The organism is Xenorhabdus sp. SGI 60 (assembly GCF_056632175.1).
The window spans coordinates 1,685,228-1,709,417 of sequence record NZ_CP196860.1 but is presented as its reverse complement, the minus strand read 5'-3'; the positions used below and the strand labels follow the sequence as shown (position 1 = coordinate 1,709,417).

Here is a 24,190-nt window from a genome sequence, read left to right as displayed (position 1 = left end):
CATTGAATTATTACTTAGATGATTCAGATTCCCACGCCTTGCTCTCTTCCGTTAGGCGTTCAGTTAACCCTTTGTTATACAGCTTGCCGTCATCGTCCAGCACCACAGGTTGCTGTGCACAAAAACAGCGGTAACGATTCCCTTTTTTAGAGTAAAACCCTTCAACTTCTTGCTTGGTGTAGGTCTTTCCGTGCCTTACTGCGTGCCACCATCTGGTGGTTGGCTTCAGGGCAGATAACCAAAGTAATTGGATATTTAGGCCCAATCGTTCTTGCGCCCAATCTGCTTCATTCCAGTTAGCACGCCGCAATGCGCCAACTTGTTCCGTTTGGGCGATGTTCTTTGCTAACCCCATTGAGACATCAAGGCGCTTACTGACAATAGCGGCCGTCTCTCTTGGACTCACCCCACGAGCTATGGCATCAGTTATTACATTCGATAAATCAGCCCTGGCAGCGTCAGAAATTCCTTTCCAGTCGCTATAGGCTTCTACAAATGCCGTAGCAATCTGATTTTGATAGGCTGGGGTTGATAGCAATACTGAGAGGGTGGTTTGCTGTGCGTAGACGGTGGACTGAGCTGACAAGTTGGTATAGGCGCTATGTGTCCCACGCTTGTATTCATCAGCTACATAACTAAACGCCCATAACTGATCCTTCCCTCCATCCAGCAAATAATCATCCAAAATAATCTGTAGAATCTCTAGCAGATCCGCAAGTTGCGTTGATGTCATGTCATAGACATAGGCCCCTGTATTAACGTGATACAGCGTATTGCCGTGCATGACATAGGATAGTTTGGCGTTGCTTTCTATCGTTCTGCCTTTTAATCGCTGGTCGAATAATTGCCTGAGAGCCGTCTTGATGTCGTAATACCGCCGCTCGATATCACGGAACATTTTATTAACTGCGCGGTAGGACTGAGTGGGGTCGCTTTTATTTCTGGGTATTATCGGGGTTCCGATTCTGGCCTGGGTCATCAGTTAGTGGATCTCCTGTTATGCCCTGCGGTTCGGGTTCATCTTCCAACGGTTCCAGCTCACCCACGGTACGTATTTCATTCGGTGTAAATATCGGCGTTCCGAATGCCTGCTGAGTTTTCAATGCTGCATCAGCCATCTTAATCATGTTGTCGATCTTCTCCTGCTCACTGGCTGCGAGCATGTCAGACCATGCAATAGTGACCTCGCCCGATGTTGGCGGTTCAATGACGCCAATTTCCCACAACCGCCGTATCAGTTGAGTGACATACTGGGTCAGAAATCCCCAGCGGCGACCGTTCAAGCGCACTTTCCACGTGGCGTCATCTTTATCACCGGCCAGCTTTCCCGTCTGGGTGCCAAACAGGATAGTGAACGGAACTTGCACAGAGGCGCAAAACTCACGGGTAGTTACTTCCCATGTTGGCGTTGGGTCACCCGGCGTGACTGACAATACGTTTAACTTTCCGGCCTGCATCACGGCGGCTGAATCCGTCCCCCTGTTCAGCTTATGGATTTTATCCTCCAGTGCTGCCCCGAGATCTGGATAGCCTGCCTGTTTTGCCGCAGTGGTGATGCTGTGTAAATCAGTTTCTTTATCAAACTCCACCCCAATTTGACGAGAGGCGTTTTTCAAAAATCCCTCAGAACTACCGCCAGAGACTTTTTCAACATCCAGCAATTTGTTATATCCCGCCCTGAGCAATGGCGTTCCTGAGAAAATATTCCCATCCTCGGCCCCCTCGCACAAAATAATGACCCGCGATGGATGGATAGTTAATTGTTTTGCTGGCCCTTGTATCTCAACCTGACCGATCGTCCGCTCATCAAAGTTGAACATCGCCGGCTGTCCGTAGGTTTCTGAATTAATATCAGTATCCCATTCAGACACTGTGAGTTGAGGCTCCCAGACAGGTATCAGGTTAACCAGCGCTTCGCCTTTTAACCGTGATACTACTGTGGTATCGACAGGCTCACTCCATGCCCTGCTATCCCGAACTTGAATGAGCAGCGCCGAGTAATGACCAATCATATTGCGGCGATCAGCATCTTTGATTTTCGGCCAGAATCGCTTTAATAACTTTGTTACTTTTGTCTCCCATGAACTGGTGACGTCTGACTCGCTTTTTTCCTCACCATCAATGATGGTCGGATTATCCTGCCAGCAACTATCCAGTAAACGATGCACAGCAGCATGTGCCACGGCATTACGTTCATAGGCGTTATAATATTCTCTGAATCTGAGCTGTTCGGGATACCCAAATTCAGAATAGATATTGGTGCGTTTTGTATTGCCGCTGATACCACCCGATGCATAGATCATCCGTTTGGCGATAGTGTCAGCTAGGCTATTAACCAAAAACTCCGTTTTGCTTTTACTCATGAAAGACGCTCCTTAAAAGAAAAATGCTCCAACTGTCTTGCGGTTGTTCTTGGCAACAGCAAAGTAACGGAAGCCATCAGCACCGTGCGATGTGAAGTCATGCAGCGGCTTATCCTTCCAGCACCCGCGCTTGTCATCCCACTCCTTGCGGTAGCTTTCCAGATGGGATATTCCTTCACTACACTTTTCTTCATCAAATACGCAGTTAGGCAAAATTTCACGCACCGATTCAATACCGGTATCAACCGCCACTTTCGGTACTACCTTGAATATCATTGAATATCTCTGCCCGTCGATTTCATACCCTTCGCGAGCCAGTTCCCTGCGTGATTTCGCATCGGCACCGAATTCACGATTATCGATGTCATGTGGCCCCCAATGCTCACCGTAGGTATAACCTTTATCTTTCAGCGTCTTCATGTAGTGCCGCAGCCCTTCACCTGAGTTTTCGTAATAGTCGATGACATGAAACTCATCACCCACCTCACGCACGAACCAGATAGCCGTTGAGTCCCCCACACCGATATCCCAGAAGGTATGGACAGGTAGATGTGAATTATCCGGTAGCTTGCCGATGCGTTTATTTTCATACAACCAGCGGAACTGCTTAGCATAGTAAGCGCCTTCTACTGATTGCTGGAATGCCTCAGTCGGTATTGACGGGTATTCCCGCTTCATGTCGTCGCCGAGCGTTTTCTCTTTAGCGTAGTACCAAGCCTGTTGGCGTTCGGTCAGGTTGATGCCGTGCTTTGCTTTCAATTCAGCAAAGTAATCAGCCAGTCGCTGCGGGGTTGGCTCAACCGGATCAATCGCATAGAGTGGGTTTTTCCACCAAGAAAAGAAGAAAAACTTCCAGTCGAGGTTGGAGAGTAGCTTGCCTTGTATCTGTGCCTTCTCAGCAGTCTGGCAGTAGTCAAAGAAGTAACCGGCTCGCCCTTCTGCGGTGCTTTCTATCGTTGTGAAACAGTCGGTTGATACCGCCTCAAATGCCCCAGTGACAATCTCGCGGGCCTTATCAGGAAACTTAGCGCAAATCTTGCCGAATTCGGAAACATGCAGATAGCGTAATGTGCCACCACGAAACGAGGTTGAGACATACAATGAACCACCTTTGCGAAAAACCAATTCTCCTGCCGCATCATTACTGGCAGGATTAGCCGCTTTAATCTCGTCCGGTAATCGGTCATAGGCATACTTGACCTTTTCCCGAAACAGGCGCTTAGCATCATTGAGTGTATGCGCTATCAGGGCACACTTGGCGGATTCGAACAGGGCGGCGTCCAGCTGAATAATGCAGACTTCCGTAGTAAATCCCAACTGGCGGGCTTTAAGAATGATATTGCGGGTGTGGATGCCTTCGAAATATTCCAACTGCTCTGGCGTCATCCTAAATCTGACAGGGCGACCTTCTTTGTTGGTTATCCAGTAGAGATTGTTGAGCCGCCAGAGTTTATCGCGCAGTAACGCTAAATGTTCCGGCTTCATGATTATCCCTTGGAAAGTTCGTCCATTAAATTCGATAGCTGATCAATCGCTTTATTCGGTTGCATATCATCAAGCCCGTATGCTTGACGTTCCAACCCGATAATGTTCTTTAGTGTCTCACTCAGCGCTTTCATTGATTTCACGCGCTCAGGCATGCTGATAATGGAGTGATAGAGTTCATTGAGCCTGTCTCGCCCGTTATCATCAGGTTCGTGCATTAGCTGCCCCAATTGCCTCAAGGCATCGATATCTGCGCATTCCGCACCAAGCTCATCAAATAGCGCATTAGCAATATCTCTGGCTCTGCGGATATCACCACGGTGTTCCATGCGAACCTTGGTAATCACCTCCGCAGACGCTTCAATCAGTACGCGTTCAGAGAGTGTTGTTTCACTGCGTACCTGATTGCGTACCTCTTCTTTGCGTACCATGTCATCAGAGCGAGATTTGACTTTAGCCGCCAAATCCCTTGTCCATTCATCACGCTTTGCTCGCTTGCGAATAGCTCCTTCTGATATACCATGCTGGGACGCAATTTCTCGGAGTGACATCAACCCAGCCCGGTAAGCCGATTCGATGGCCTCCCAATCTGGTTTTGCCATTCTTATTCCTTACTTTGAAAACAGCCCGCCTTGCCTAAGTTCACGATTGACAAACTGGCGTATCTCTTCGCGCACTATCTGGCGAATATGATCATCATCGGGGATGTTGTTTATTTTCGCTGAATTAATAACCGCAGAGTTAAAGTGAACCCCACAAGCTACTTCAAAAGCCCTCTTCGCCTCATTGATGATGGCGTTAGCGTTTGTATCTACTGCCAGTTTCAATGGAGCAGCAACTGCTCTTACTTTCCTTTCCGAGTCACAGACCTTGAAGCTATCGGCTGCTATAGTTGCCTGTTCCTTTTCTGCTTTCGGGTTGAACCCATTGTGAATGATGAGATGTTGAGGGGCGTCTCCTATCGTCATTTTGGGCTTACCTTCTTTATCGTAACAAGCCATGTATCCAGCAGCCTGTATCGAGGTGCTACCATCTTCATTAATGCGGATTATCATCATCGTTTTTGCCTCATTTAGCATAATCAACTGGCTTGGTTTATATAACCCCCTATTCGGGCGAGACCACACCAGACCAAAACTTACACAAAACTCTATCAAGCACCCGTTTGAGGATGCTTTGTAGAGGTTTCTACTTTTTGGGATGTTGAGTTGATTACTGTAAACTTACTCCGCTATAGCTCTCTGGTGGGATCAATGTTCCGTATTCATCTTGAACACCGATATCAGTTAACATGTCGCCATACTGATGAACGAGCGCATTCATGTACCTGATACCTCTCTTACTCAAAACAGGTATTTTTCCACCGCAGATGACCGTATTGGGTGCCGGTTTTTCATCAAATGGCTCAAGTAGCATTGAGTAGAATCTGGCTCGCCATTGAGTATCTTTTCTATCCATCAGATATCCATCAAGAAGACCAAATAAGAAGTGACGGCTAACCTCAATATCACCTGTTTCATAACGATAAATCGGGCGATGCCAAGTCGCCACTAAGTGATAGACATAGGCTTCAGCCACTCGCCAGCCGAAAAACTCATAAGGTTCTACTTGCATATCCATCATTCCACTCCCGGCAAGAATGGCTGAACCTGTTCAATCATCCGCTCGCGAGCAGTAAGCAATAGTTCTTTTCTTCCACCCACTCCCCATTGATTCATTTTCCGAGCACAGATACTGATATCTTTTGTTTCCGCATTAATAACCAGATCCAATTTGTTTAGGCGGACCATTGCATCAAATCCAAGCAGCACGGCATCACGGAAAGTGTTATAAACTCGGATTTCAAATTCTGGCTTGAGCCAAGCTGCATATCTAATCACAAGCAGCTCAACACCCCATATTCCTGGATTATCACCACCATTGTTAACTTTAAGTGGTTGATTTTGTTCCAGAGGACTTTTTTGTCCTTTGGTTAATGCTTCTATGAATCTTTTAACCTGAGCACTTCGAATAAACTTGCTAGGCTTTTGAGATTCTGTTGCTTCTCCGTTGGCTACCGCAGCAGCATGCAAGTCGTTTAGGTTGTAACGTCCTTCGTTATCTACACGAACAGATACGCCATTAACAATAACGGTTGGGTATTTCATCATGTGGTTTCCTATAGAAAGTGAACCTGTTCGCACAGAAAAGCCGCCCCAAGATAACCACGTAATTAGCGGTTTTCTCAGGCTCACTTTCTGTAGGTTCTTGGATTAAATTTGCGCGTGCGAATGCGCAGTGAAAATAAAAATGCCACCATCCCGTGAGCGTTGGGTACGCGATGGGAACGGGTGGCAGCATGGGTTATTTCTGTAGCCACTCAGGGAATGGGCAGAGGAATATTGTTTAATTCATGTATTATTATTTTTATTGCAATAATTTTATTTAGGTATCTTATATTAAAAAATGAATGCAGTAAGTCACATTTAGAAAGTTATTCGTATGAAGATTGAAAAATAAGTATGTAATATTTTCTCTTTTTATACTTTATAAGGATATCTATATATGAATATACACCATTATTACCCCCAAATTCGATGGAAAGCGGCTGAATATGAAGCTCTTAAAGAGTTATCACTTGATGTAATTTCTGGTTTAACTCCCATTATTTCTGTTCTAGATATTCCTTGGGATTTCATAAACGAATGCTATCAAAAAAACTTGATAGATCACCTTTCATCATTCGGAGAAATATTAGCTGACTCATGGAAATCTGAACGTCCTGCATTTGTTGATGTTGGTTATTTAGATGAGCATGGTGACATGCAAAATCACCCACTAGATATCTGTATTAGTCATGCAAAAAATCACGGGAAAGAATTAATCCCTGTCATATCACCAGATTACTCTACAGAATATATATATTCTGTACTGAGAAATAATAGTAATGGTGCTGCAATAAAAGTAACACCAAAAAATGCAGGGCTTATATTGTACTTACTTACACAAATTAAACTAGACGCTAAAGATGTCGATTTAATTATAGATTTTACTGATATTCCAGATCTGACCACAAAACTAATAGAGGATGCAATTTATCACTATGTAACGGTTTGTAACTTGAAGAACTGGAGGAGAATAATATTTTCAAGTTGTCATTATCCACAATTTCAAACAGGTATCCAGCAACATACGATACACACCATCCCAAGAGAAGAGTGGAGTTTATGGCAAAAAATAGTAGAAACGTCCGGCATGACTAGAACTCCAGGATTTAGTGATTACCCCACTGCCAGCTCAGAAATAAGCAATATTGACCCTCGATTGATGTCCCCGCATGTTTCAGTTCGTTACTCTGATTGGAGCAATTGGATCATCGTTAAGGGCTTGGCAGCCAGAAAAAATGGTTGGGGGCAAACACAAAATCTCTCTCAAATCTTAGTTAATAGTCCCTATTATTTTGACCCAAATTATAGTTGGGGGGATAGATATATACACGATAGAGCTAACAATACTGTAAAAGCTGGTAGCTCAAAGATATGGAGAAAAGTTGCACACACACATCATTTCACTATGGTAGTTGAGCAGCTTTCTCAATACTCCACTAAATATCCTGCTATACCTTAGTTTTTCCACGTAGTCCTTTGCTTCAAAGTGTGCCTCACTTCAACTTTCAATTTTTCAAGTGAGGTATGCTGTGCAATTATATCCCATAGTTCAAAACGTGGTTTGCTTTTATTGCCTTTCAATATATTCCATTTTTCCATAATACGAAGACATTCATCTTTCCAAAGCAGTTTTGCTAATGAAAAAACATCACCATCAGGATTTAGTTTATCCCGCCTGTAGTTATGTATATGAATCGCTCCCCTACCACCTTGATTGACTATTTTTATCCCCCACCATTCAGGGATAATTTTTTGAGCAGCCAATAAATGAGAATCATGTACAACTAGTGTGACTTTATCCATAACTAAGGAATACTGCTCTATCTGGTTAGGTAGTCTCAAAAGATTGTCTCTCTCGCTCTTTAACTCATAACCATGAATAATTCCATTAATAACCGCAATATCAGCACGGCATAGACCCTGATTCAAAGAAAACTCATCAATAACCAGTGTATCTGGATCTTTATGATGCTCTTTCAATATCTTAGAATGAACAGCACGCCGCACGTCTATGTCTTTCATTTTCTTGTCTTTCTTTCCAAGGAGTTAATGTGTTCGCTTTTTAGGACAAAAACTTTAAACGCTTACTGAATATATAGCACTATTTTTTTCTTCGTCCTCTGACGTAAAGCTAATTTTAAGAAAAATTCCAATACTCAGTTAAAGCACTGCCCCTTAACCCATTCCCACCACCTCAGTATCATTTGCTCTGAGGTGGTGTTGCGTTATTCCACGCAGATACAGCAGTGACCGATGACGCTTCCTCTGGCCCACATGCACCACAGTCAGTACATTGCACAAAAAACCACGTGTCATTTGAATATGAATTAACAGCCGTATCTGAACCACTACAAAACGGGCACGGTTTGAGTTTGTCTGTCATTACTGTGCTCTCCCACACTCAATCAGAATGTAGTTGGTTGAGCCACGGCACGAACCCAACACATAATGCCCTTTTGCAGTTCAGTTCGCCCTTCGTTCAGCCAACGCATATCAATTTGGTGGTTTCCTGTTTGTGTATGTGTCGCTACAAGATAATCATAGAGCTGACCTAATTCTGCACTTTTCGCTTTAATCTTATTCATGCAATCAATTTCATCTTGGGATAATTCACGATACCCCGTGATCTTACGGTGTTGGTTTTCCATTATTACTCCTACATTCAGTATTCGCCCACTCTCTCAATCCGAGGAACTGGGTTTTGTTTTTCTTCAATTTCCCGTATCGCCCGTTTATCCAGATTGCATTGCTCAATGACTGTCAACAGTTGCTCATTCAAAATCAGACTGTCAACCCATGTCATTTTGTCCGGTATTACAGGTGGCTGACAATCAGCGAGCAGATGCGCCGGAATCGGTATCGGCGGCACCGGAACGTATTCGGTTCGCGTGCTGCTGCAACCGGCTAACAGCCCCATCAGGCACAGTGCGAGCGGCGCAATCATGATTAACAACAATAGTTTTGATGGCGGCCTGAGTTTTCTCAGAATCCACGGCTGACCGCTGCCGGTTTTCGCTATTAATTCGTGAGATGTCATGGAATAACCTGATAGAGTGGTAGGCGTTGTCGGTGATGGACTGCTGGTGCTGGTTCTGCTGTTTCAGTGATTCATTTTCATCCCGCACCTCAATATATCTGTCAATGAGGTAATTACAGATATAACCCAGCAGCACAACGCCAACTATTGAATAGACCTGTAATTTCCAGTTCATAGCATCTCAAACGCCCGTGTGAAAACATCATCGGAATAAGGCTGCTTGCCGTTCTCCATGTAGATCATCGCCTTGACTAATGCTGTCATGACGTCCTGATTGTTAACATCAATCACCGCATCGCGAGAGATATCCACCATATCGCTGACATAGGCAATGTAACTCTCGGTGTCATTTTCATTCGGGGGTGCCCAGCGGGAAATAAACTGGCGGATGGTCCTGTCATCATAGAGTTTCACGTAATTGCGCAGGATTTTGAGCATCGCCCGAATACCATATTCTGGTGCGATAAACTGACAGAATGACTTATCCGTCTGCCTGCTGCACAGTCCCTGCCAGCCAGCGCCGTGGCGGATATTGCCCGGATTGTTATTACGAATGCCTCTCATCAGATTTTTCCCCTTTCTTGGTCAGCCCTTACGAACAACTTGATAACCCGATAACGACTCTCAAAATTAAATAAAGCGCGTAGGTACTTGGAGTAGCGAACTTGCTCTCGAATGTCCCTGTCTTCATTCCAATAGCCACGCCATTTACGCAACAACCAGCGACGACGATTTTGATGTAGAAGCTCTACCATGTAAGAAAAGCTCACACCAAATACTGACTCACTGTTTTGGCTCGTCAATTTTTACCCCCGCCCTTTTCTCTGCCATCTTACGCAGCAGTTGGCCAATGAAGTCTGTACCCAAGTAGCCAATCACCACACTGCCGATGTAGGCCAAGTCAGGATTCAGACCGAACAGATTTAATACATCACGAATGAACCAGGCGAACATGGCACACATAAAGGCATCGATTGATACCTTTACCCAGCCGCCCCCGTTGTAGCGACCTCGGAAGAACGCCATTGTTCCAGCGAGGGTTGCCCAGATGCCTTGCTCTTTGACCGATAAGAGCCAGTCACTGATATGTACCCAGGTATCAGGATTTTCTTTCATCTTCATATTCCACCCCATTTGAACAATGGGCGTCCTTGGGGTGAACGATGGTTACCCCTGTGAGTTGGTTAAAAGTAATAGGTTGATAGTTAAGGTAAGCTGCTAGATCAGCCAAAAATCAATCAACTAGTAGAGGGATGGCTGATTACCTCTGAACAAGGAAAAACATGGCATCTTTTGAAATAGGAACAGCTCTTGCAGAGTCAACATCAGATTATGATGTTGCTGCTGAGGCAGTGCTGATTTCCCTGATTGCCGTACTGGCAAAGCAATCTGAAAACGCCAATTCATTCATTTGGGAAATAGAGAACGAAGTGAAAGAACGTCTTTCTCTTAATAGGAGGCAAAATTCTCTTAGTATTGCACAGGGGATTCTTTCAGCGGTTCGCGCAAAAGCCCTGAAATAAATTCTCTTTTAGTTCAAGTGAGATCGCTGTAGCGGTTTCACTTTTTTCTGATATACCGTATCCCAAAACACTTGGATTCAAAACTGAATCAATAACAGAACGCTGATCTTCGGCATTACTCAATGAGATTTGTGAACGAAGTAATTTTTCTGTTATTTTCACCATTAAAGCCGCTTTGGTTACATCAATATCAACCTTTTTAACACCCCATGCAGCACTAGTCATTACCAAATGTTGGAGATCTGCCAAATGCTTATCTCTCTCTGAAATCATTCCCGTAATAACTTCATCAATTTCATTCATCATCATTCACCTCACGTGAGTTAATAGGTTGCCAGCCGCAATAGCGATACTGAGGTTCTGTGAGTGATTGCGGTGGCAGATATGAAAAAAGCCACGCCACGCGCAGCCTTGAATTTATAACCGATTGAATTTATTCCGTTATGGGATTTCCCATATCGGGATTTTGAACTACCTGAAAATCCTCGGTAGTTTAGCTGTCAACTCCGAGTTGACCACTGATAGAAATAGAAAAGCCCCGCGAGTGCGAGGCTATAAATTTATTCCGACCTCTCAGCCGGAGTGGTTCGAGTAGGCGAAAATCTTTCGCTTGACGAACTAGACGGTTCAGTAACAAGCGCCGCCTCGGTTTCTCTTGTTACTCTGCTTTCGGTTTTACCTCCCGAGCATAACACAAAATATACACTTAAATTTCTCAAAATCAAGCTAATTTAGAAAATATTTATATTTAGTGATATATTTCGCAGTTTTCTTTTCTAATTTCCCTCTTAATCGCGTAATACATTTCCTCTTCCAATAGCTCTTCTGACCATGTAGCGCGTTTCCTAGCCCATTGGACATCACAGCCAGTCACCCCTGATAACTCACGGGCAATCTTTTGCGGGCATTTGCGCTCACAATATCGTTTAATAGCGATATCACGAATAGGATTACCCCGCTTAAACGTCTTATTCAGAACCATTTCAACAAAGGCGGCATCATCTGATTCTTTGGCGAGAGCAATGATGTCGCTTAATGTTTGCTTGGGGTTTAGAACTTCATGAGCCTTCTGAAATAACTCATCGCCTTCGTAGCCTAGTTTATGCAGATCTTTCACTACCTTGACGATTCGCTCACCTTCGGCATCAGTCCAGTCTTCACGAGTCATTAAGCGGCCTATGACGCTACAGTCTCCACCAGGATATTCATTCCCCCCATATTGCTTACCCCAAATCATTAGTAAATATCTGACCCAAACACGCTGACTTGGTGTGATTGTTTTCCAGCCTTTACCCCACACCCGACGTAAATCTTTCTTGTTGGCTACATAGGCCAGCAACGGGAATGATTCTTTACTCCTCATCTTATTCCTCTCTGGTTCCCTTTCAGCTTTGATTTTGTCATCAGTACTCCATTGCATATAACGTGATACTGACATTTAAAATCACGTGCGAATTTGCCAACTGTCATTCTGTTAATACCCAATTCACGAGCTAACTGAGTTTGATTACCTCTGTGCTTTATGAGCAGGTCGGGAATTGATGTCATTTCAAATATCATGCTGCCTCCCGTTTCAGTGTCTTTAATTTCTCCTGAAACTCAGCTTTAATCGCCTTGCACTCCTCAATCGTCCATCGGTGCCGATCATGATTGGATTCGATAGCCTCCACCGCTGCCAGACCGATTCGCCGAATTAGCTCCACCCTGTACGGAACCAGATTCCCCGATTTATGCTGATTACAGACAATGCACTGGCGATGAATATTCCGCTCATCGAATCTCAGTTGTGGCGCTGCTGACGTCGTCCGGTAATGCCCCGCATCCCATTGAGCAGACGTATACGTACCACAAGAAACACACGGTAAATCGCAGTCTCGTTCTCTGATATAGGCATTGACTGAGTGCTGGGCTTGTTGAATCCAATAACTGCGGGGTTTTACTGAGAGTTTGCGGGCTTTGAGTTTATCACGGGCTAACTTCTGCTTGATGATATTGTCTTTCTTTCGTCGTCGTTCCTGTTCCTCTCGTTTTTTCTGCTCTTGCTTCCTACCTCTGGCTATTGCACACTGAATTGAGCAGGTATTTTGTAATTGCCGTTCTGGTTGATACCACTCACTGCATTCTTTACATTTCCGTTGTCGAAACTTTGCCACCTTATCCCCCTAACACCAATCCCATAATCAGCATGAGCGCTGTCCAAAATCCGATAAATATTAAAAATCTCACTGATTCTGCTCCTGTTTGAGTTAAATCCTGTGACCGTAGTAATTCAGCTCGTATCGTGCTTCAGTGAGCTTTACGCCCTGATATACAGCCCACGCCTGTGAATATTCAATTAAGCTGCTCATGCGCTTCATGCTCATTTTGGCAGTGCTTTCTCTTGCCAGTGGCACCAGCTCACCTTCTAGCCCCTCAATTATCTGCCCCTCTTTTCCGGTCGCTTTGGCATGACCGGAAACAAAAATACATTTCCATTCTGGTGTCTTCCATGTGTGGCCAGCCCATTCAATACCCTGCTTAGAGACGTCACCACATAACGCATGAAACTTATCGTTCTGCGGTAATGTTCGGCTTGAGTCTGAAATAGTAATCTGAATGGGGAATGTGTCGTTGAGGGGGAGGTTTTCGAGAGTAGCTTTCAGGTTATCGAGTATTTGCGCATTTCGTAGCAGAAAGATCTGCTTATCCATCTAACCTCCGTTATAACCCCTCATGAGTTGCATTTTCTGCACACCAGTTCCGCATTTCTGCGCTATCAATTTGTTGATTGTATGCACATGGCGGCTCAACTTTTGATTTATAACCAGCCCACCAATACCAGCCTGAACGATGTTCAGCGGTTCCGCATTTAGTACAGATATGAACCCGGCATGATTCCGACCATGAGTAATTGTGTTTCGCAGCATTATTAGCTCGTTCAATCGCTGTTCTTGCCATAGTTATTTGCCCTCTGGTTCCATGCAATCCTCGCACTCTCTGCTGTATAATCCTCTGGCCCATTTACAGCACAATTATTACATTGCACAAAAAACCACGAATCATCCAAATATGAGTTCATTTCCGTATCCCCACTACCGCAAAATGGGCACGGTTTGAGTTTGCCTGTCATTTTGCCTCCACCAATTCATCCGGTATCTCAACCTCGTCGCCTAATTGTGCAGTAACCAACGCTCGGCAAAATGCAATCTTCAGAGTGTCCCCAGATGCCAACCTCATTGTGTCCTGTCCGCGACACGGTATACCATAGGCAAACGCGCGCCATGTTTTATCGGTTATGCCCTGAACCATGCCGAACGATTTGCAGTATTTATCCATCAACTGACCGCATAACGCCCAATTGGTTGATGGAGAATACTGATAATATGCAGGCATCAGATTGCCATTAAAATCTGTGGAGAACAGATTTGGGATGCCTACAACATATTTTCCATTTTCGTTAATTAGAGTGGGCATAGATTCATTAATCATCGCCACAGCCCAATCCAACGCCCGCCCGGTTAGTGCGCTCGTTTTGATTTTCATTATTAAAATGCCTTACCGCCAGTCTTGGTGCGGTTTTCTCGTTTATGGTCTGCCCGATGCCTGTTGTATTCTAATTTTTCAGCAATCGCGCCCTCGATGTCATAACCAAATGCCGCTGCATAATCTAGAATTCGGATCACTGCATCAGCCAATTCGACCTCAGCCATAGGACGATGAGGCAAATGATTGTCCATCAAATTTTTACGCTCTCCCTCTAGAGCCTCGCTGATTTCTGAGTGAATTAAACACAGTAATGTCCCTCGCTCTCTTGGATTATCCCACCAACCTGCCTCAACATTTTGCTGGTGAATTTTCTGTTGTAATTCAGTTAGTTTCATCTCAAAAGTCCTTATGGTGTTTTCTGTTGCTCTCACGTAACCATTCATGAAAACTTAAGTCAGTTTTCTTAAGCATCTCTTTCAGGTAATAAATCTTCCTTAATGATTCATAGGAGTCGGTAGGCGTATATTTTTCTTCAATCTGAATAACAGGTTCTGGTATTTTCTCGCCTGCCTGAATACGCTTCACCATTGCCCCTAATTCGCGGCCACAGAGTTTTTTTACTTCCGAATCCGTTAAATTCTGACGCAGCATCTCAGAGTGAACTCTCGTCACCATCCAGTAACAGGCGTTGGATTGCCATTTGTATTCACGCCAACCACGATGAGCGCAATAGTCACGGAACATATCGTAAAGCTCATCGTCAGTTGGCAAGCCAATTGCCAGTGCTTCACCCTGTTTGCACCACTGGACAAATTGACCAGGGGACGGCCAGAACGGTGATGCACTGGCTCGCGCCTGACGCATTCCCGCAGACAGTTGCTCTTTGGTGCGAATGCTATTTTCAGCGAATGCAGCGATCCACTGACGCTTAGCGGCAACTTCATCACTGGGATCTCGAAACGTTGTAGAAACAGCGGCGGGGAAGACTTGCTTAAGGTTTTTGAATAGTACATCGACCAGTTTTTCGGCTTCATCGTTGACGACTTTATCCGGTGATTTCCCCGTTCCAGCCATCTTTGCCAATGCTGCCCCGTCTCGATCCTGAATAACTCTGGCAAGGTTAGTACTCATATAAATTCCTCCTCCCATTCTTCACGGTTATTCCAGTTTCCAGCTGATTCTGAGGTGGCTTTCCTCCGGTTTGCCTGTGTACTTTGCTCTTCGAGCGTATCCCACTTTTCCCGTAACTTGGCGGGGGACAAGATGTTGCAGTACCAGAACGAATCCTTGTTCGCCCATTTGAACAAGTGGCAAATATCGGCGTGAGTATGGTTATCCAATTGTCTCATCAGGCGGATATCATTCGCCCATGCAGCCCAATTAGGCTCTTTAGCGTTTGGACGAACGGTTTTAACTTTCCTGAAAATCCACTCAGCAGCAGTCAGATCTTCGGCAGTTCCCCACTTATCGCCTTTGGGTGAACTAACAGCGGCATCAGGATTAACCTTGCCAGACGATTTAGATTTTCTCGGACGATCATTAGATACGTTAGTATCTAATAATTTATTACTCTGCTTGACCTGATTTGTTACTAACTTTGTTACCTGACCTCGTTCTGAGGCCGCGTTATCACTGGGTTTGTTTGTTACCTGATTTGTTACCTCGTTTGTTACCTCAAAAATACCCTGATATTGGGTATAATTTGTGATGGTGATCACTGTTCCGTGACGGTTTCCTTTGAAGGTTAACATTCCCTCGGAAGAGAAAAATTCGAGCATATCTCTGGCCTGCTTGGGTGTCTTTTCATTCCCTTTGGCATCCTTTAGCTTTCTGGCTAATAACGGTATTTGTGTTACTAACTGCCCAGCCTCCAGATCCCAGTAAACTCCGCTAAATTCAACACGCCTAGGCTTAGGTTGAGTTAACCCCAGCAGTCTAACCCACAGTGCTAATTTAGCGGTGTCCTCAGCCCATCCACTGGACAGAAGACTCCTGTACAGTGCAAAGTGCCCCTGTTTTTGGTTTTCCATCCGTGCGCTCCTTGAAGACGTTCTCGCTCCAAAATCAGCGTATGCAACGTTACCCATGCTGTTTCCCTCCATCCTCAGTAACGGAACGTGCCGACCTGTCGCGCATGTTGTTTTTATGCACAGCGCTAGGATTAAATTTATTTTTCATGTATAATTCTCCATAGAAATGTTGTTTTGAGGGGGACTTGCATACTGCCCCTCAGTCGTTAAATCGACATCTCAAGTTGCATTTCAGAAGCCTCGGTTGTTCGCGCAACCGAGGTTTTTCTTTTGATCTTGCCTTTCCCTTCCAGAGCTTGAATCAGCCGTTCTGCGTGCTCACCCTCAATAACTACAACGGGTTTAGATTCACAGTCAGAAATGCCAACCTCAAACGCCCATTCAGGCAATCCCAATTTCACAACCATCAAACTAGCTAATTTCGCTATCCGGTTTTTATCCCGACTCAATGTAGATGGGTGAATTCCCATTTCACGCGCCAGATCATTGTTTCCAAAATCCAAAGCTGACTTGAGAAAATAACTCTCCAAATATTGGGCGCTACACGTAATACGAGTATTTTTGACGGTTTTTGCGATTTCCATCTGATATAGTTCCTAAAGTTAAATTAATGTTTGTTTAGTTAATAAACAGAGAGATCACCTATCCTGAGATAGGTGATGTGCCCTGACAATTGTTCAGGGTCTTGTACTGCCCAGATTGTTAAAGAACATACTTAATACTGCTGTTTATCCCTCGTGAGGGAAGAGATGCGGTAAATCAGGACGGATCTCATGAGCCTTGATTAATCCATCCGTGGCGTTAACGATGGAAAGTACTCGCTGTGGAGATACTCCTCCTCCTCTCAGCCATTTATGTACTGCTGGCTGACTAACACCACAGAGGTGAGCCAGTTTGTCTTGGCTGCCAACGATGTTAACCGCACGCTTAATAACTAAATTCATGGTTATACCTCTTGTGGTAATGATTTAAACAGAAATATAACCAATGTTATGGATTAAAGCAATAACTTTGGTTCTTTGATCTTGCATAACTGGAGTTATATATTCATTGCATGAAAACGTTATCTGAACGCCTAAAAATGGCACTAGAAGCGGCTCAAATGTCGCAAGAGCAATTAGCACAAAAAGCGGGACTCTCTCAGCCAGCTATAGCAAAGCTCGTTTCTGGAAAAGCAAAATCATCTAGAAAATCGCTGGAAATAGCTCTTGCGCTGGGTGTTAGTCCTGCATGGTTAGTCAATGGAACTGGTAGTATCAAAAATGGAGTTAATGATTCCAATGTCCCTCCCAAGACAGAATGGGGAGAAATCAGGCCTTGGGACAGTAAGACGCCTTTAGAGTGTGATGAAGTAGAGGTTCCATTTTTGAAAGATATAGAGTTTGCTTGTGGTAGTGGTGCGTGTAGTGAATCTGATTATAACGGGTTTAAGCTAAGGTTTTCTAAAGCCACTTTTAGGAGGATCGGAGCTAACACTGATGGTACTGGAGTGTTATGTTTTCCGGCTAGAGGGGATAGCATGGAGCCATTGATACCTAATGGAGCAACCGTTGCTATTAATTGTAATGATAAAAAAATCGTAGATGGAAAGGTCTACGCAATCAATCAAGATGGTTGGAAGAGAATTAAAATATTAATCAGGTCATCGCACGACAAAGTCACTATCAGAAGTTGCAATAGAGATGAATATCCTGATGAAGAGGCTTTAATCAGTAGCATAGAAATACTAGGTAAAGTATTCTGGGTTGCATCCATTCTAGATTAGTTAATCAAAGCCGCATTTGCGGCTTTTTTATTATCCATTCCTCTCATCTATCACACCATAACTATTTTTCTAAAATATTCCTTTCTTATTCAATCATTTATAACTTAATTCATAATTAATATGAAAAAAGTTATTGCACCACACCATAACCTTGGTTATATTGAATTCATCAAAGGCACACAGCCAAAAGTAAAAGGAAGTTTTGCTCTTTAACAATCCGAACCCACAAACAGCGTATAGCTCTGTTATACCCCTACGCACAAATGCGATGTATCGCTGGCAGTTGATTAGTATGTCAGTGAGAAGATTAGCCTCGAAAGAGCGCGAACGGGCATCCCTGACAGAGAGGGCGCTGTAATTAACCAAAAGGAAAACTAATTATGGTTTAGCAAAGCGGATAGACCGCAAGAGTAATGCTTAATGATGCGGTAGTGACGCATCCCTGAGTAACCGAATGGTTAGCCTGTGTAGCGACGGGTCAAGGTTCATAGATTACAAGTAGCTCCGATGCTCCAAGCTGAACGCCAATCAGCTATCGGTTAGAGGTGAGGGATTCGCGGAGATACCCCTGACGACGGACTCAAGGGCATGAGCGCGACCACTGCGAGAGTGTGGTTCAAAACTAGTTGGTTTTGAGGTGTGGATCGCCATAGCATCAAAGCCAATTAACGGAGAAGTTTCATGAAAGATAATCTTGAATCAATTTTCGATAATTTTTTCGGTGAGCTGGAGAGAAAGCAGCGTGAAAAAAAGCGCGAAAATTTCTGGTCTAACCGCGAACCCAAACAGCGTATGACCAAACAGGAACGCGACACTATCAACGTGTTCAGCAGTTTCATTCCGGCGATAAATGGCGCTCCGTCAAAAGAGCAAGTTTCAACCAAACCCAACTCCCGCCGTAGACTGGCGTCGGGGAATGTGACAGCGAGGGTGTGAGTTGTAAATCACGCGACGAGATCTAGGTCATTGCTAAATTTTTATTAATGATGAATCATCACAATACAATCAAAGGTGATAAATGAGTAAAAAAATGGCAAGAAAAGCTAATTTAGTTAATTTAGATGCAATGATTGCGAGAGAAGACTTTCTCGTAAAAGCCGATAGCGAAATGGGGTTTGAATCGATTCAGAATATAGCAATGAGAGATATGGGTATGCTAACTGGATTGTTAAGAAAGCCGGACTTTCAACGAGAAACCAATCACTGGACACCTGAACAGGTTGTTTCTTTATTACAAAGCTTTGTCTCTGGAGATTTGATTCCATCAGTCATTCTTTGGAAAAGTTCCTATATTTTTGTTATAGATGGTGGTCATAGGCTCAGCGTATTAAGAGCTTGGAAAGAAGATGATTATGGTGATGGAGTTATTTCTCGATCTTTTTTTGGTGGAAATATATCCGAAGAACAAAAAAGCATCGCTGATAAAACCAGGAAACTTGTTAACGAATCTGTAGGTAAGTGGGATGAAATAGAGAAAAAAATACAAAATCCAAATAGTATGTCTCCTGATGAAACTAGGCTTCTAACTAATATTTATGTAAGGGCACTACAAATACAATGGGTTAAAGGTGATGCGGAGAAAGCTGAAACTTCCTTTTTCAATATAAACAAAAAAGGAACTCCTTTAGATAATGTGGAAGAACTTCTTCTCAGAAATAGAAAAAAGCCAATATCTATAGCAGCGCGAGCAATAATTAGGGCTGGCAAAGGTCATAAATATTGGTCTTCATTCTCTGATGATAAAGTAAAGAAAATCGAAGAGAAATCACTTAAATTAAATTCAGCCTTATTTTCACCAGATATAAATTCAAAAATAAAGACAATAGATCTTCCTCTTGGTGGCTCAAGAGAAGTAAGAGTAGCATTGGATATTTTAATTGAACTTATATCAATCGCTATTGTTCAGAATAAAAAATATCAAAACGAATTAATAACTCAAACAGATGATCAAAATGGAGAAGAAACTGCTTTAGCGTTAGATAAGACATTAAAATTAGTAAATTGGATTACAGGTAATGACAGGGGTAGCCTTGGGTTACATCCAGCTGTATATTTCTATAGTTCATCGGGTAGACATATTAACCCAATGTTTCTAGGAACATTATTAGTAATAGCAAAGCAATTAAAATTTAATAACAAGCGATTTTTTAAAGAATTTATTACCATACGCTCTAATCTAGAAAAAACACTTATTGAAAATAAGCAATTGATATCATCATTAGTAAATAGAGCCAGCCATAACAAAAGGGTCGTTTATTACTCTGAATTTCTAGAATCAATGATAGATCTTCTGCTTGAAAAAATTAAAAAATCAGAAAACTCACAGCTTAATGGGGAAGAAATTATTTCACTCTCTCATTTTGAAGGTGATGTATTAAAAGGAAGCAATATTACAAAAGGAAAGAAAATCAGTGAAGATAGCAAAAATACTGTATTCATAAGAACAGCACTATCTTCGGCGTTAATTTGTCCCATCTGTAACGGATATATAGATAGTTCCAAGTCTATATCCTACGATCATAAAGCTAGAGTTGAAGATGGAGGTGTGGGCTCTGTAGATAATACGCAAATTACTCACCCGTATTGCAATATGTCAGTTAAGAATTAGTTGAAACATTGAAAATTAAACACCAGCCTCGCCAATGCGGGGCTTTTTATTACCTGAATATAGGAAAATAATAATGGCCGAATTTACACTAACAATAAAATTGATATCAAATGGCAGCGACGAAGTGAAACTCAGCACCAAAAGTGATTTGCAAGGCTCACCTTCCATATATTTTGCGCTGTTTACTAAGTCGTTTCATGAGCACGTTCAAAACAGTCTGCAAGAAAAAGCCGAAACCGCGTCGGAAATAGCTCAATTAAACCAGCGAATTCTCAATTGCTATTGTGATGACGATGAATAACAGGAGGATTCATGGAGCGGATTAAATGCAGCCCTGAAATATGCCAAAAACGGGACAAACAGTAATTATTCACGTTGATTCCGATTCTGAAATAACTTCACCGCTCATTGGGGAAATGGTTTGGACGGGGTCAACATTTAGACGCAATTATGTGACGGTCGGCACCAGTTCGCCAGACAATATAGTTGTAACTCACTGGATGCCATTACCAGAACCACCAAGAGACAAATAGCAATGCCTAAACACATTCACGCCGATTTAATTATGGGGTAATCGTGACAATATGAAACCATTGGAATTAACAAATTTAAGATTCGATCGACTTTTGGTGATTAGTCCTGTTCCAGAAAAGCCCGGTAGATTTTGGAATTGCATTTGTGATTGTGGAAATAAAGTTCAAATTAGAGGGACTAGTTTAAAAAGTGGTAATTCCACATCTTGCGGGTGCAAATGGAATGATAATAGACCTACTAAACATAAAATGGCGAAGTCGAATGAATATTCTATTTGGTCAGCAATGAGACAGCGATGTGAAAATAAAAGAAACAAAGCATATCCATCTTATGGAGGTAGGGGAATAAGGGTTTGTGAAAGGTGGTCTGAATTCAAAAATTTTATTCAAGACATGGGAAGAAGGCCAAGCAAAAGCCATAGCTTAGATAGGATTGATAATAATGGGAATTATAGCCCTGACAACTGCAGGTGGGCGAAAAAATTAATACAAAGCAATAACACAAGAACAAATGTATTCATTACTATAAATGGAGTATCTATGACATTATCACAATGGGCTAGAATGCCAGAGTGTAATGTTCGCCCTCAAACTATCGGGAAAAGATTGCGCAAAGGATGGAGTGCTGAAGAAGCTGTTTTCACCAAAAGCGGAGCAATCCGCGAATCCGCCACGCTCCACGCCCAAGCGCTGATTGTTCTAACCGCTAAATAATCTAACCCCAAAAATCACAAATCGTTTTCACTAACGAGGGGCTGTTACATGCGTAACAACATGTTGGACGGGTGCGCAGTCGTACCCGCAAAACCACAGGCAGTCAGGAACCGGCGCGCATGGAAGCGCCGTCTCACACTACTCATTATCTCATTATTCGTATTTATTCCGGTTTAGCGGAGGGTAATATGTTGCCATCAATAAATTACAGTTATGTCCAACCAGAGGAACGGGTATTTAACGGACGAATCTATATCAATTATCACGATCTGGGTGATATGCAATTCAATATTCCATTCAAAGAGTTCGCCCTGCGTTCCGACCTCGATGTTAGCGAAATGCTGGAATACGCCAGAGTGCATTGTGATACAGAGCGTCTCGCGGAAGAGATGCAAAAGGCGGGTTTCAGCTATCGGGAGCTTATGGCTATCGCCCAGCATATGCATAAGGAGGCTGCATGAGTTACGACGATAACCAAGCCTATTGGGACGATGTTCGCAATAGAAATGACGATATTCGGGCGGCGTTAAATCGTCAGGAACGGCTGGAAGAGGATGAAGAATATCAGAACGCCCTTGCTGCGGATCTGGATAACCGAGCTAATGACCGACTGGGACAATTGCCGGATAACACATGGTCAGAGCTCATTAACACTCTGTTAGCCACCACCGGCGACAGACAGGATGAATTAATCGAAAAATACAACGAATGGCTATTTGATGTGTGTCGAGCAGTGGAGGAAGAACTACATGAAACCCGGTATCTATTATGACATTTCCAACGAGGATTATCACCACGGTGAAGGGGTGAGTAAGTCGCAGTTGGATGATATTGCAAAGAGTCCTGCATTTTATAGATGGAAGAAAAATGCCCCAATCGACACGGAAAAGTTAAAAGCGCTGGATATGGGAACAGCATTGCACTGCCTGCTATTAGAGCCTGATGAGTTTATCAATCGGTTCATTGAGGCGCCGGAATTCAACAGAAGGACTGACAAGGGAAAGCAGACTGAAAAGGACTTCTTAAAGGATTGTGAGGATACAGGAAAAACCGTCATGGATTACGAGCAGCATAGGAAGCTGAAATTAATGAGAGATAGTGTCATGGCCCATCATGCAGCCAGATACTTTTTAGAAGCTGACGGATATAGCGAAGCATCCATTTATTGGTCAGACCCAGACACGGATGAGTTATGCCGGATAAGGCCAGATAAATTTTTATTAAATCAGCCTGTCATTGTCGATGTTAAAAAAGTCGCGGACATGGAAAGATTTCCGCGTCATATCGAAGAGCTAAGGTATCACGTACAAAACGCAATGTATCAGGAAGGTTATTTGCGTCACTTCGGAGAATCGCCGCTTTTCCTATTTATTGCAGTTAGTGAAAGGATTGATTGTGCCCGTTATCCAGTGCACGTTTTTGAACTGGATTCAGACGATGTTGATGTTGGGTTCGAGCTATTTAAACAGAATTTACACACCTTCCATGAGTGCCGCATCAACGATGATTGGGGCGGTATAGAACCTATTTCGCGCCCTGATTGGGCCAAACGGAGAAACTAATATGTCACAAGCAATTACTACGTTCGAAAATGAACATGAAGCCGATACATCGGCGGCAATTTTTAGCCCTACGGGGCTGCAAAAGCTACAGGCATTCGCTGAGGTTATGTCTCAAGGGATTGCAACCGTTCCGAAACATCTAGCAGGCAAGCCAGCCGATTGTCTGGCAGTAGCGTTACAAGCCGCGCAATGGCGAATGAATCCATATGCAGTAGCACAAAAAACACATCTCGTTAATGGGGTATTGGGTTACGAGGCGCAGTTAGTAAACGCAGTGGTTACAAGCTCAAAGGCTGTTCGCGGACGCTTTCATTATCGGTATGGCGGGGATTGGGAGAAAATCACAGGAACCAAGAATAAATCAGACGAAAGCGGGTTGTTCGTTGAAGTGGGTGCAATCCTTAATGGTGAGTCTGAAATTACATGGGGAGAGCCTGTTTATCTTATCGATATTACGACACGAAACTCCCCGCTGTGGAAAACGGCACCTAAACAGCAAATTGCTTATCTAGCCGTGAAATACTGGGCGCGCCTTTATTGCCCTGAAGTGATCCTAGGTGTTTATACGCCTGATGAGTTTGAGTCAGAGCCTCGTGCTATGCGCGATGTAACCCCAGTCACAACAAAGCAATCTCTCAATCAATTAATCAACAACAAGCCAGTAAAGGATGAGCCAAAAGGTGACAAACGCACGCCTGATGAGTTGCTGTGTGATTTCACTGAGGCTGCAAATAACGCGAAAAGCATTGAAGAATTAAATAAGTTCTATACCTACAGCGCCAAGAAGCTAGCACGCGAGCAGGATGCGCTAGATAAAGCTACTGATGTTTATCAAATTAGAAAAGATGAACTAAACGGCATGGAGAATGAAACTCATGACCGCGGAACCGAGTAAATATTTCTACGGTAAACCCTGTCCGAATGGACACACGCTGCGCTACACAAAAAATCGCAGATG

General features: G+C 43.5%; 40 protein-coding genes. 12 read left to right on the top strand and 28 right to left on the bottom strand.

The window, feature by feature from the left end:
* Positions 1-10 precede the first annotated feature (10 nt).
* The 7 genes from ACSJJG_RS08295 to ACSJJG_RS08265 all read right to left on the bottom strand — a co-directional run bounded on the left by ACSJJG_RS08295 (position 11) and on the right by ACSJJG_RS08265 (position 5,995).
* Positions 11-979, bottom strand: a complete 969-nt coding sequence (locus ACSJJG_RS08295; protein ID WP_189760183.1) for a structural protein — start codon at positions 977-979, stop codon at positions 11-13.
* Positions 936-2,363: an anti-CBASS protein Acb1 family protein gene (locus tag ACSJJG_RS08290; protein ID WP_189760184.1), complete on the bottom strand. Its 1,428-nt coding sequence runs from the start codon at positions 2,361-2,363 to the stop codon at positions 936-938. Before ACSJJG_RS08290 ends, ACSJJG_RS08295 begins: the two co-directional genes overlap by 44 nt.
* 12 nt (positions 2,364-2,375) lie before the next feature.
* Positions 2,376-3,848, bottom strand: coding sequence for a terminase (locus tag ACSJJG_RS08285; protein ID WP_189760185.1), 1,473 nt, complete (start codon positions 3,846-3,848; stop codon positions 2,376-2,378).
* Between the two features lie 2 nt (positions 3,849-3,850).
* Positions 3,851-4,450, bottom strand: a complete 600-nt coding sequence (locus tag ACSJJG_RS08280; protein ID WP_189760186.1) for a hypothetical protein — start codon at positions 4,448-4,450, stop codon at positions 3,851-3,853.
* 9 nt (positions 4,451-4,459) lie between these two features.
* Positions 4,460-4,906: a hypothetical protein gene (locus ACSJJG_RS08275; protein WP_189760187.1), complete on the bottom strand. Its 447-nt coding sequence runs from the start codon at positions 4,904-4,906 to the stop codon at positions 4,460-4,462.
* 154 nt (positions 4,907-5,060) lie between these two features.
* On the bottom strand, positions 5,061-5,471 hold the full coding sequence (locus tag ACSJJG_RS08270) for a hypothetical protein (protein ID WP_189761272.1): 411 nt from the start codon (positions 5,469-5,471) through the stop codon (positions 5,061-5,063).
* Positions 5,468-5,995 carry a KilA-N domain-containing protein gene (locus ACSJJG_RS08265; protein WP_189761274.1) on the bottom strand — a complete coding sequence of 176 codons (528 nt, stop codon included), beginning with the start codon at positions 5,993-5,995 and terminating at the stop codon, positions 5,468-5,470. The genes ACSJJG_RS08270 and ACSJJG_RS08265 overlap by 4 nt, the downstream gene beginning before the upstream one ends.
* A gap of 397 nt (positions 5,996-6,392) precedes the next feature.
* Between ACSJJG_RS08265 and ACSJJG_RS08260 the strand changes: the two genes are divergently transcribed.
* Positions 6,393-7,454: a beta family protein gene (locus ACSJJG_RS08260; RefSeq protein WP_189761271.1), complete on the top strand. Its 1,062-nt coding sequence runs from the start codon at positions 6,393-6,395 to the stop codon at positions 7,452-7,454.
* On the opposite strand, the gene ACSJJG_RS08255 is transcribed toward ACSJJG_RS08260, so the two are convergent.
* The 8 genes from ACSJJG_RS08255 to ACSJJG_RS08220 all read right to left on the bottom strand — a co-directional run bounded on the left by ACSJJG_RS08255 (position 7,451) and on the right by ACSJJG_RS08220 (position 10,148).
* Positions 7,451-8,017, bottom strand: coding sequence for a sce7726 family protein (locus ACSJJG_RS08255; RefSeq protein WP_189761270.1), 567 nt, complete (start codon positions 8,015-8,017; stop codon positions 7,451-7,453). The genes ACSJJG_RS08260 and ACSJJG_RS08255 overlap by 4 nt on opposite strands.
* Positions 8,018-8,195: 178 nt before the next feature.
* On the bottom strand, positions 8,196-8,378 hold the full coding sequence (locus ACSJJG_RS08250; RefSeq protein ID WP_189761273.1) for a Lar family restriction alleviation protein: 183 nt from the start codon (positions 8,376-8,378) through the stop codon (positions 8,196-8,198).
* A 22-nt stretch (positions 8,379-8,400) separates the two neighbouring features.
* Positions 8,401-8,643 carry an Acb2/Tad1 domain-containing protein gene (locus tag ACSJJG_RS08245; protein WP_189761357.1) on the bottom strand — a complete coding sequence of 81 codons (243 nt, stop codon included), beginning with the start codon at positions 8,641-8,643 and terminating at the stop codon, positions 8,401-8,403.
* A 14-nt stretch (positions 8,644-8,657) separates the two neighbouring features.
* Positions 8,658-8,912 carry an Rz1-like lysis system protein LysC gene (lysC, locus tag ACSJJG_RS08240; protein WP_420856253.1) on the bottom strand — a complete coding sequence of 85 codons (255 nt, stop codon included), beginning with the start codon at positions 8,910-8,912 and terminating at the stop codon, positions 8,658-8,660.
* Positions 8,827-9,207 carry a hypothetical protein gene (locus ACSJJG_RS08235; protein WP_189761362.1) on the bottom strand — a complete coding sequence of 127 codons (381 nt, stop codon included), beginning with the start codon at positions 9,205-9,207 and terminating at the stop codon, positions 8,827-8,829. The genes lysC and ACSJJG_RS08235 overlap by 86 nt, the downstream gene beginning before the upstream one ends.
* The gene (locus tag ACSJJG_RS08230) at positions 9,204-9,599 is read right to left on the bottom strand and encodes a structural protein (protein WP_189761360.1); all 396 of its coding nucleotides are present in this window, start codon (positions 9,597-9,599) and stop codon (positions 9,204-9,206) included. Before ACSJJG_RS08230 ends, ACSJJG_RS08235 begins: the two co-directional genes overlap by 4 nt.
* Positions 9,596-9,835 (bottom strand): hypothetical protein, encoded by a 240-nt coding sequence (locus ACSJJG_RS08225; protein WP_189761358.1) that lies wholly within the window; start codon positions 9,833-9,835, stop codon positions 9,596-9,598. Before ACSJJG_RS08225 ends, ACSJJG_RS08230 begins: the two co-directional genes overlap by 4 nt.
* Entirely contained in the window at positions 9,816-10,148 is a 333-nt protein-coding gene (locus tag ACSJJG_RS08220) for a phage holin, lambda family (RefSeq protein WP_189761361.1), read from the bottom strand. The genes ACSJJG_RS08225 and ACSJJG_RS08220 overlap by 20 nt, the downstream gene beginning before the upstream one ends.
* 167 nt (positions 10,149-10,315) lie before the next feature.
* Here ACSJJG_RS08220 and ACSJJG_RS08215 point away from each other — a divergent pair, with 167 nt between their 5' ends.
* On the top strand, positions 10,316-10,555 hold the full coding sequence (locus ACSJJG_RS08215) for a hypothetical protein (RefSeq protein WP_189761445.1): 240 nt from the start codon (positions 10,316-10,318) through the stop codon (positions 10,553-10,555).
* Here the strand turns inward: ACSJJG_RS08215 and ACSJJG_RS08210 are convergent.
* The 13 genes from ACSJJG_RS08210 to ACSJJG_RS08150 form a co-directional block, all read right to left on the bottom strand.
* The gene (locus ACSJJG_RS08210; RefSeq protein WP_282885465.1) at positions 10,526-10,864 is read right to left on the bottom strand and encodes a hypothetical protein; all 339 of its coding nucleotides are present in this window, start codon (positions 10,862-10,864) and stop codon (positions 10,526-10,528) included. The genes ACSJJG_RS08215 and ACSJJG_RS08210 overlap by 30 nt on opposite strands.
* A 439-nt stretch (positions 10,865-11,303) precedes the next feature.
* Positions 11,304-11,993, bottom strand: a complete 690-nt coding sequence (locus tag ACSJJG_RS08205) for a hypothetical protein (protein ID WP_311062333.1) — start codon at positions 11,991-11,993, stop codon at positions 11,304-11,306.
* Positions 11,915-12,103, bottom strand: coding sequence for a helix-turn-helix domain-containing protein (locus ACSJJG_RS08200; protein ID WP_399494491.1), 189 nt, complete (start codon positions 12,101-12,103; stop codon positions 11,915-11,917). The genes ACSJJG_RS08205 and ACSJJG_RS08200 overlap by 79 nt, the downstream gene beginning before the upstream one ends.
* Positions 12,104-12,111: 8 nt before the next feature.
* Positions 12,112-12,708, bottom strand: a complete 597-nt coding sequence (locus ACSJJG_RS08195) for a recombination protein NinG (protein ID WP_189761368.1) — start codon at positions 12,706-12,708, stop codon at positions 12,112-12,114.
* Positions 12,709-12,801: 93 nt separating this feature from the next.
* Positions 12,802-13,245, bottom strand: coding sequence for a recombination protein NinB (locus tag ACSJJG_RS08190; RefSeq protein ID WP_189761174.1), 444 nt, complete (start codon positions 13,243-13,245; stop codon positions 12,802-12,804).
* Between the two features lie 10 nt (positions 13,246-13,255).
* Positions 13,256-13,492, bottom strand: a complete 237-nt coding sequence (locus tag ACSJJG_RS08185; protein ID WP_189761175.1) for a hypothetical protein — start codon at positions 13,490-13,492, stop codon at positions 13,256-13,258.
* Entirely contained in the window at positions 13,473-13,664 is a 192-nt protein-coding gene (locus tag ACSJJG_RS08180; protein WP_189761176.1) for a Lar family restriction alleviation protein, read from the bottom strand. The genes ACSJJG_RS08185 and ACSJJG_RS08180 overlap by 20 nt, the downstream gene beginning before the upstream one ends.
* Entirely contained in the window at positions 13,661-14,077 is a 417-nt protein-coding gene (locus ACSJJG_RS08175) for a phage protein NinX family protein (RefSeq protein ID WP_189761177.1), read from the bottom strand. The genes ACSJJG_RS08180 and ACSJJG_RS08175 overlap by 4 nt, the downstream gene beginning before the upstream one ends.
* A 2-nt stretch (positions 14,078-14,079) precedes the next feature.
* Positions 14,080-14,415: a nucleoside triphosphate pyrophosphohydrolase family protein gene (locus ACSJJG_RS08170; protein ID WP_189761178.1), complete on the bottom strand. Its 336-nt coding sequence runs from the start codon at positions 14,413-14,415 to the stop codon at positions 14,080-14,082.
* 1 nt (position 14,416) lies between these two features.
* Positions 14,417-15,151 carry a replication protein P gene (locus ACSJJG_RS08165; protein ID WP_189761179.1) on the bottom strand — a complete coding sequence of 245 codons (735 nt, stop codon included), beginning with the start codon at positions 15,149-15,151 and terminating at the stop codon, positions 14,417-14,419.
* Positions 15,148-16,050, bottom strand: coding sequence for a replication protein (locus ACSJJG_RS08160; protein ID WP_223281872.1), 903 nt, complete (start codon positions 16,048-16,050; stop codon positions 15,148-15,150). The genes ACSJJG_RS08165 and ACSJJG_RS08160 overlap by 4 nt, the downstream gene beginning before the upstream one ends.
* 206 nt (positions 16,051-16,256) lie before the next feature.
* Entirely contained in the window at positions 16,257-16,634 is a 378-nt protein-coding gene (locus ACSJJG_RS08155) for a hypothetical protein (protein WP_189761181.1), read from the bottom strand.
* A 144-nt stretch (positions 16,635-16,778) separates the two neighbouring features.
* Complete coding sequence (locus ACSJJG_RS08150; RefSeq protein ID WP_189761182.1) at positions 16,779-16,994, bottom strand: transcriptional regulator; 216 nt, start codon at positions 16,992-16,994, stop codon at positions 16,779-16,781.
* 110 nt (positions 16,995-17,104) lie between these two features.
* On the opposite strand from ACSJJG_RS08150, the gene ACSJJG_RS08145 reads away from it, so the two are divergent.
* From ACSJJG_RS08145 to ACSJJG_RS08100, 10 genes are all read left to right on the top strand, one after another.
* A complete protein-coding gene (locus ACSJJG_RS08145) occupies positions 17,105-17,815 on the top strand; it encodes an XRE family transcriptional regulator (RefSeq protein WP_189761183.1) in 711 nt (236 codons plus the stop codon).
* 681 nt (positions 17,816-18,496) lie between these two features.
* On the top strand, positions 18,497-18,751 hold the full coding sequence (locus tag ACSJJG_RS08140; RefSeq protein ID WP_189761184.1) for a hypothetical protein: 255 nt from the start codon (positions 18,497-18,499) through the stop codon (positions 18,749-18,751).
* A gap of 82 nt (positions 18,752-18,833) precedes the next feature.
* Positions 18,834-20,423 (top strand): DUF262 domain-containing protein, encoded by a 1,590-nt coding sequence (locus tag ACSJJG_RS08135; RefSeq protein WP_223281901.1) that lies wholly within the window; start codon positions 18,834-18,836, stop codon positions 20,421-20,423.
* A gap of 73 nt (positions 20,424-20,496) precedes the next feature.
* Positions 20,497-20,724 (top strand): hypothetical protein, encoded by a 228-nt coding sequence (locus ACSJJG_RS08130; protein ID WP_189761423.1) that lies wholly within the window; start codon positions 20,497-20,499, stop codon positions 20,722-20,724.
* 40 nt (positions 20,725-20,764) lie between these two features.
* Positions 20,765-20,956 (top strand): DUF551 domain-containing protein, encoded by a 192-nt coding sequence (locus ACSJJG_RS08125; RefSeq protein WP_223281926.1) that lies wholly within the window; start codon positions 20,765-20,767, stop codon positions 20,954-20,956.
* Positions 20,957-21,496: 540 nt separating this feature from the next.
* Positions 21,497-21,670, top strand: coding sequence for a hypothetical protein (locus ACSJJG_RS08120; protein ID WP_193836470.1), 174 nt, complete (start codon positions 21,497-21,499; stop codon positions 21,668-21,670).
* 71 nt (positions 21,671-21,741) lie between these two features.
* Entirely contained in the window at positions 21,742-22,131 is a 390-nt protein-coding gene (locus ACSJJG_RS08115) for a hypothetical protein (protein WP_193836471.1), read from the top strand.
* Positions 22,128-22,442, top strand: coding sequence for a hypothetical protein (locus tag ACSJJG_RS08110; protein WP_189761454.1), 315 nt, complete (start codon positions 22,128-22,130; stop codon positions 22,440-22,442). The genes ACSJJG_RS08115 and ACSJJG_RS08110 overlap by 4 nt, the downstream gene beginning before the upstream one ends.
* A complete protein-coding gene (locus ACSJJG_RS08105) occupies positions 22,420-23,232 on the top strand; it encodes a PD-(D/E)XK nuclease-like domain-containing protein (protein ID WP_189761086.1) in 813 nt (270 codons plus the stop codon). Before ACSJJG_RS08110 ends, ACSJJG_RS08105 begins: the two co-directional genes overlap by 23 nt.
* Before the next feature lies 1 nt (position 23,233).
* Positions 23,234-24,127, top strand: coding sequence for a RecT family recombinase (locus tag ACSJJG_RS08100; protein WP_189761087.1), 894 nt, complete (start codon positions 23,234-23,236; stop codon positions 24,125-24,127).
* The last annotated feature ends 63 nt before the right edge of the window (positions 24,128-24,190 follow it).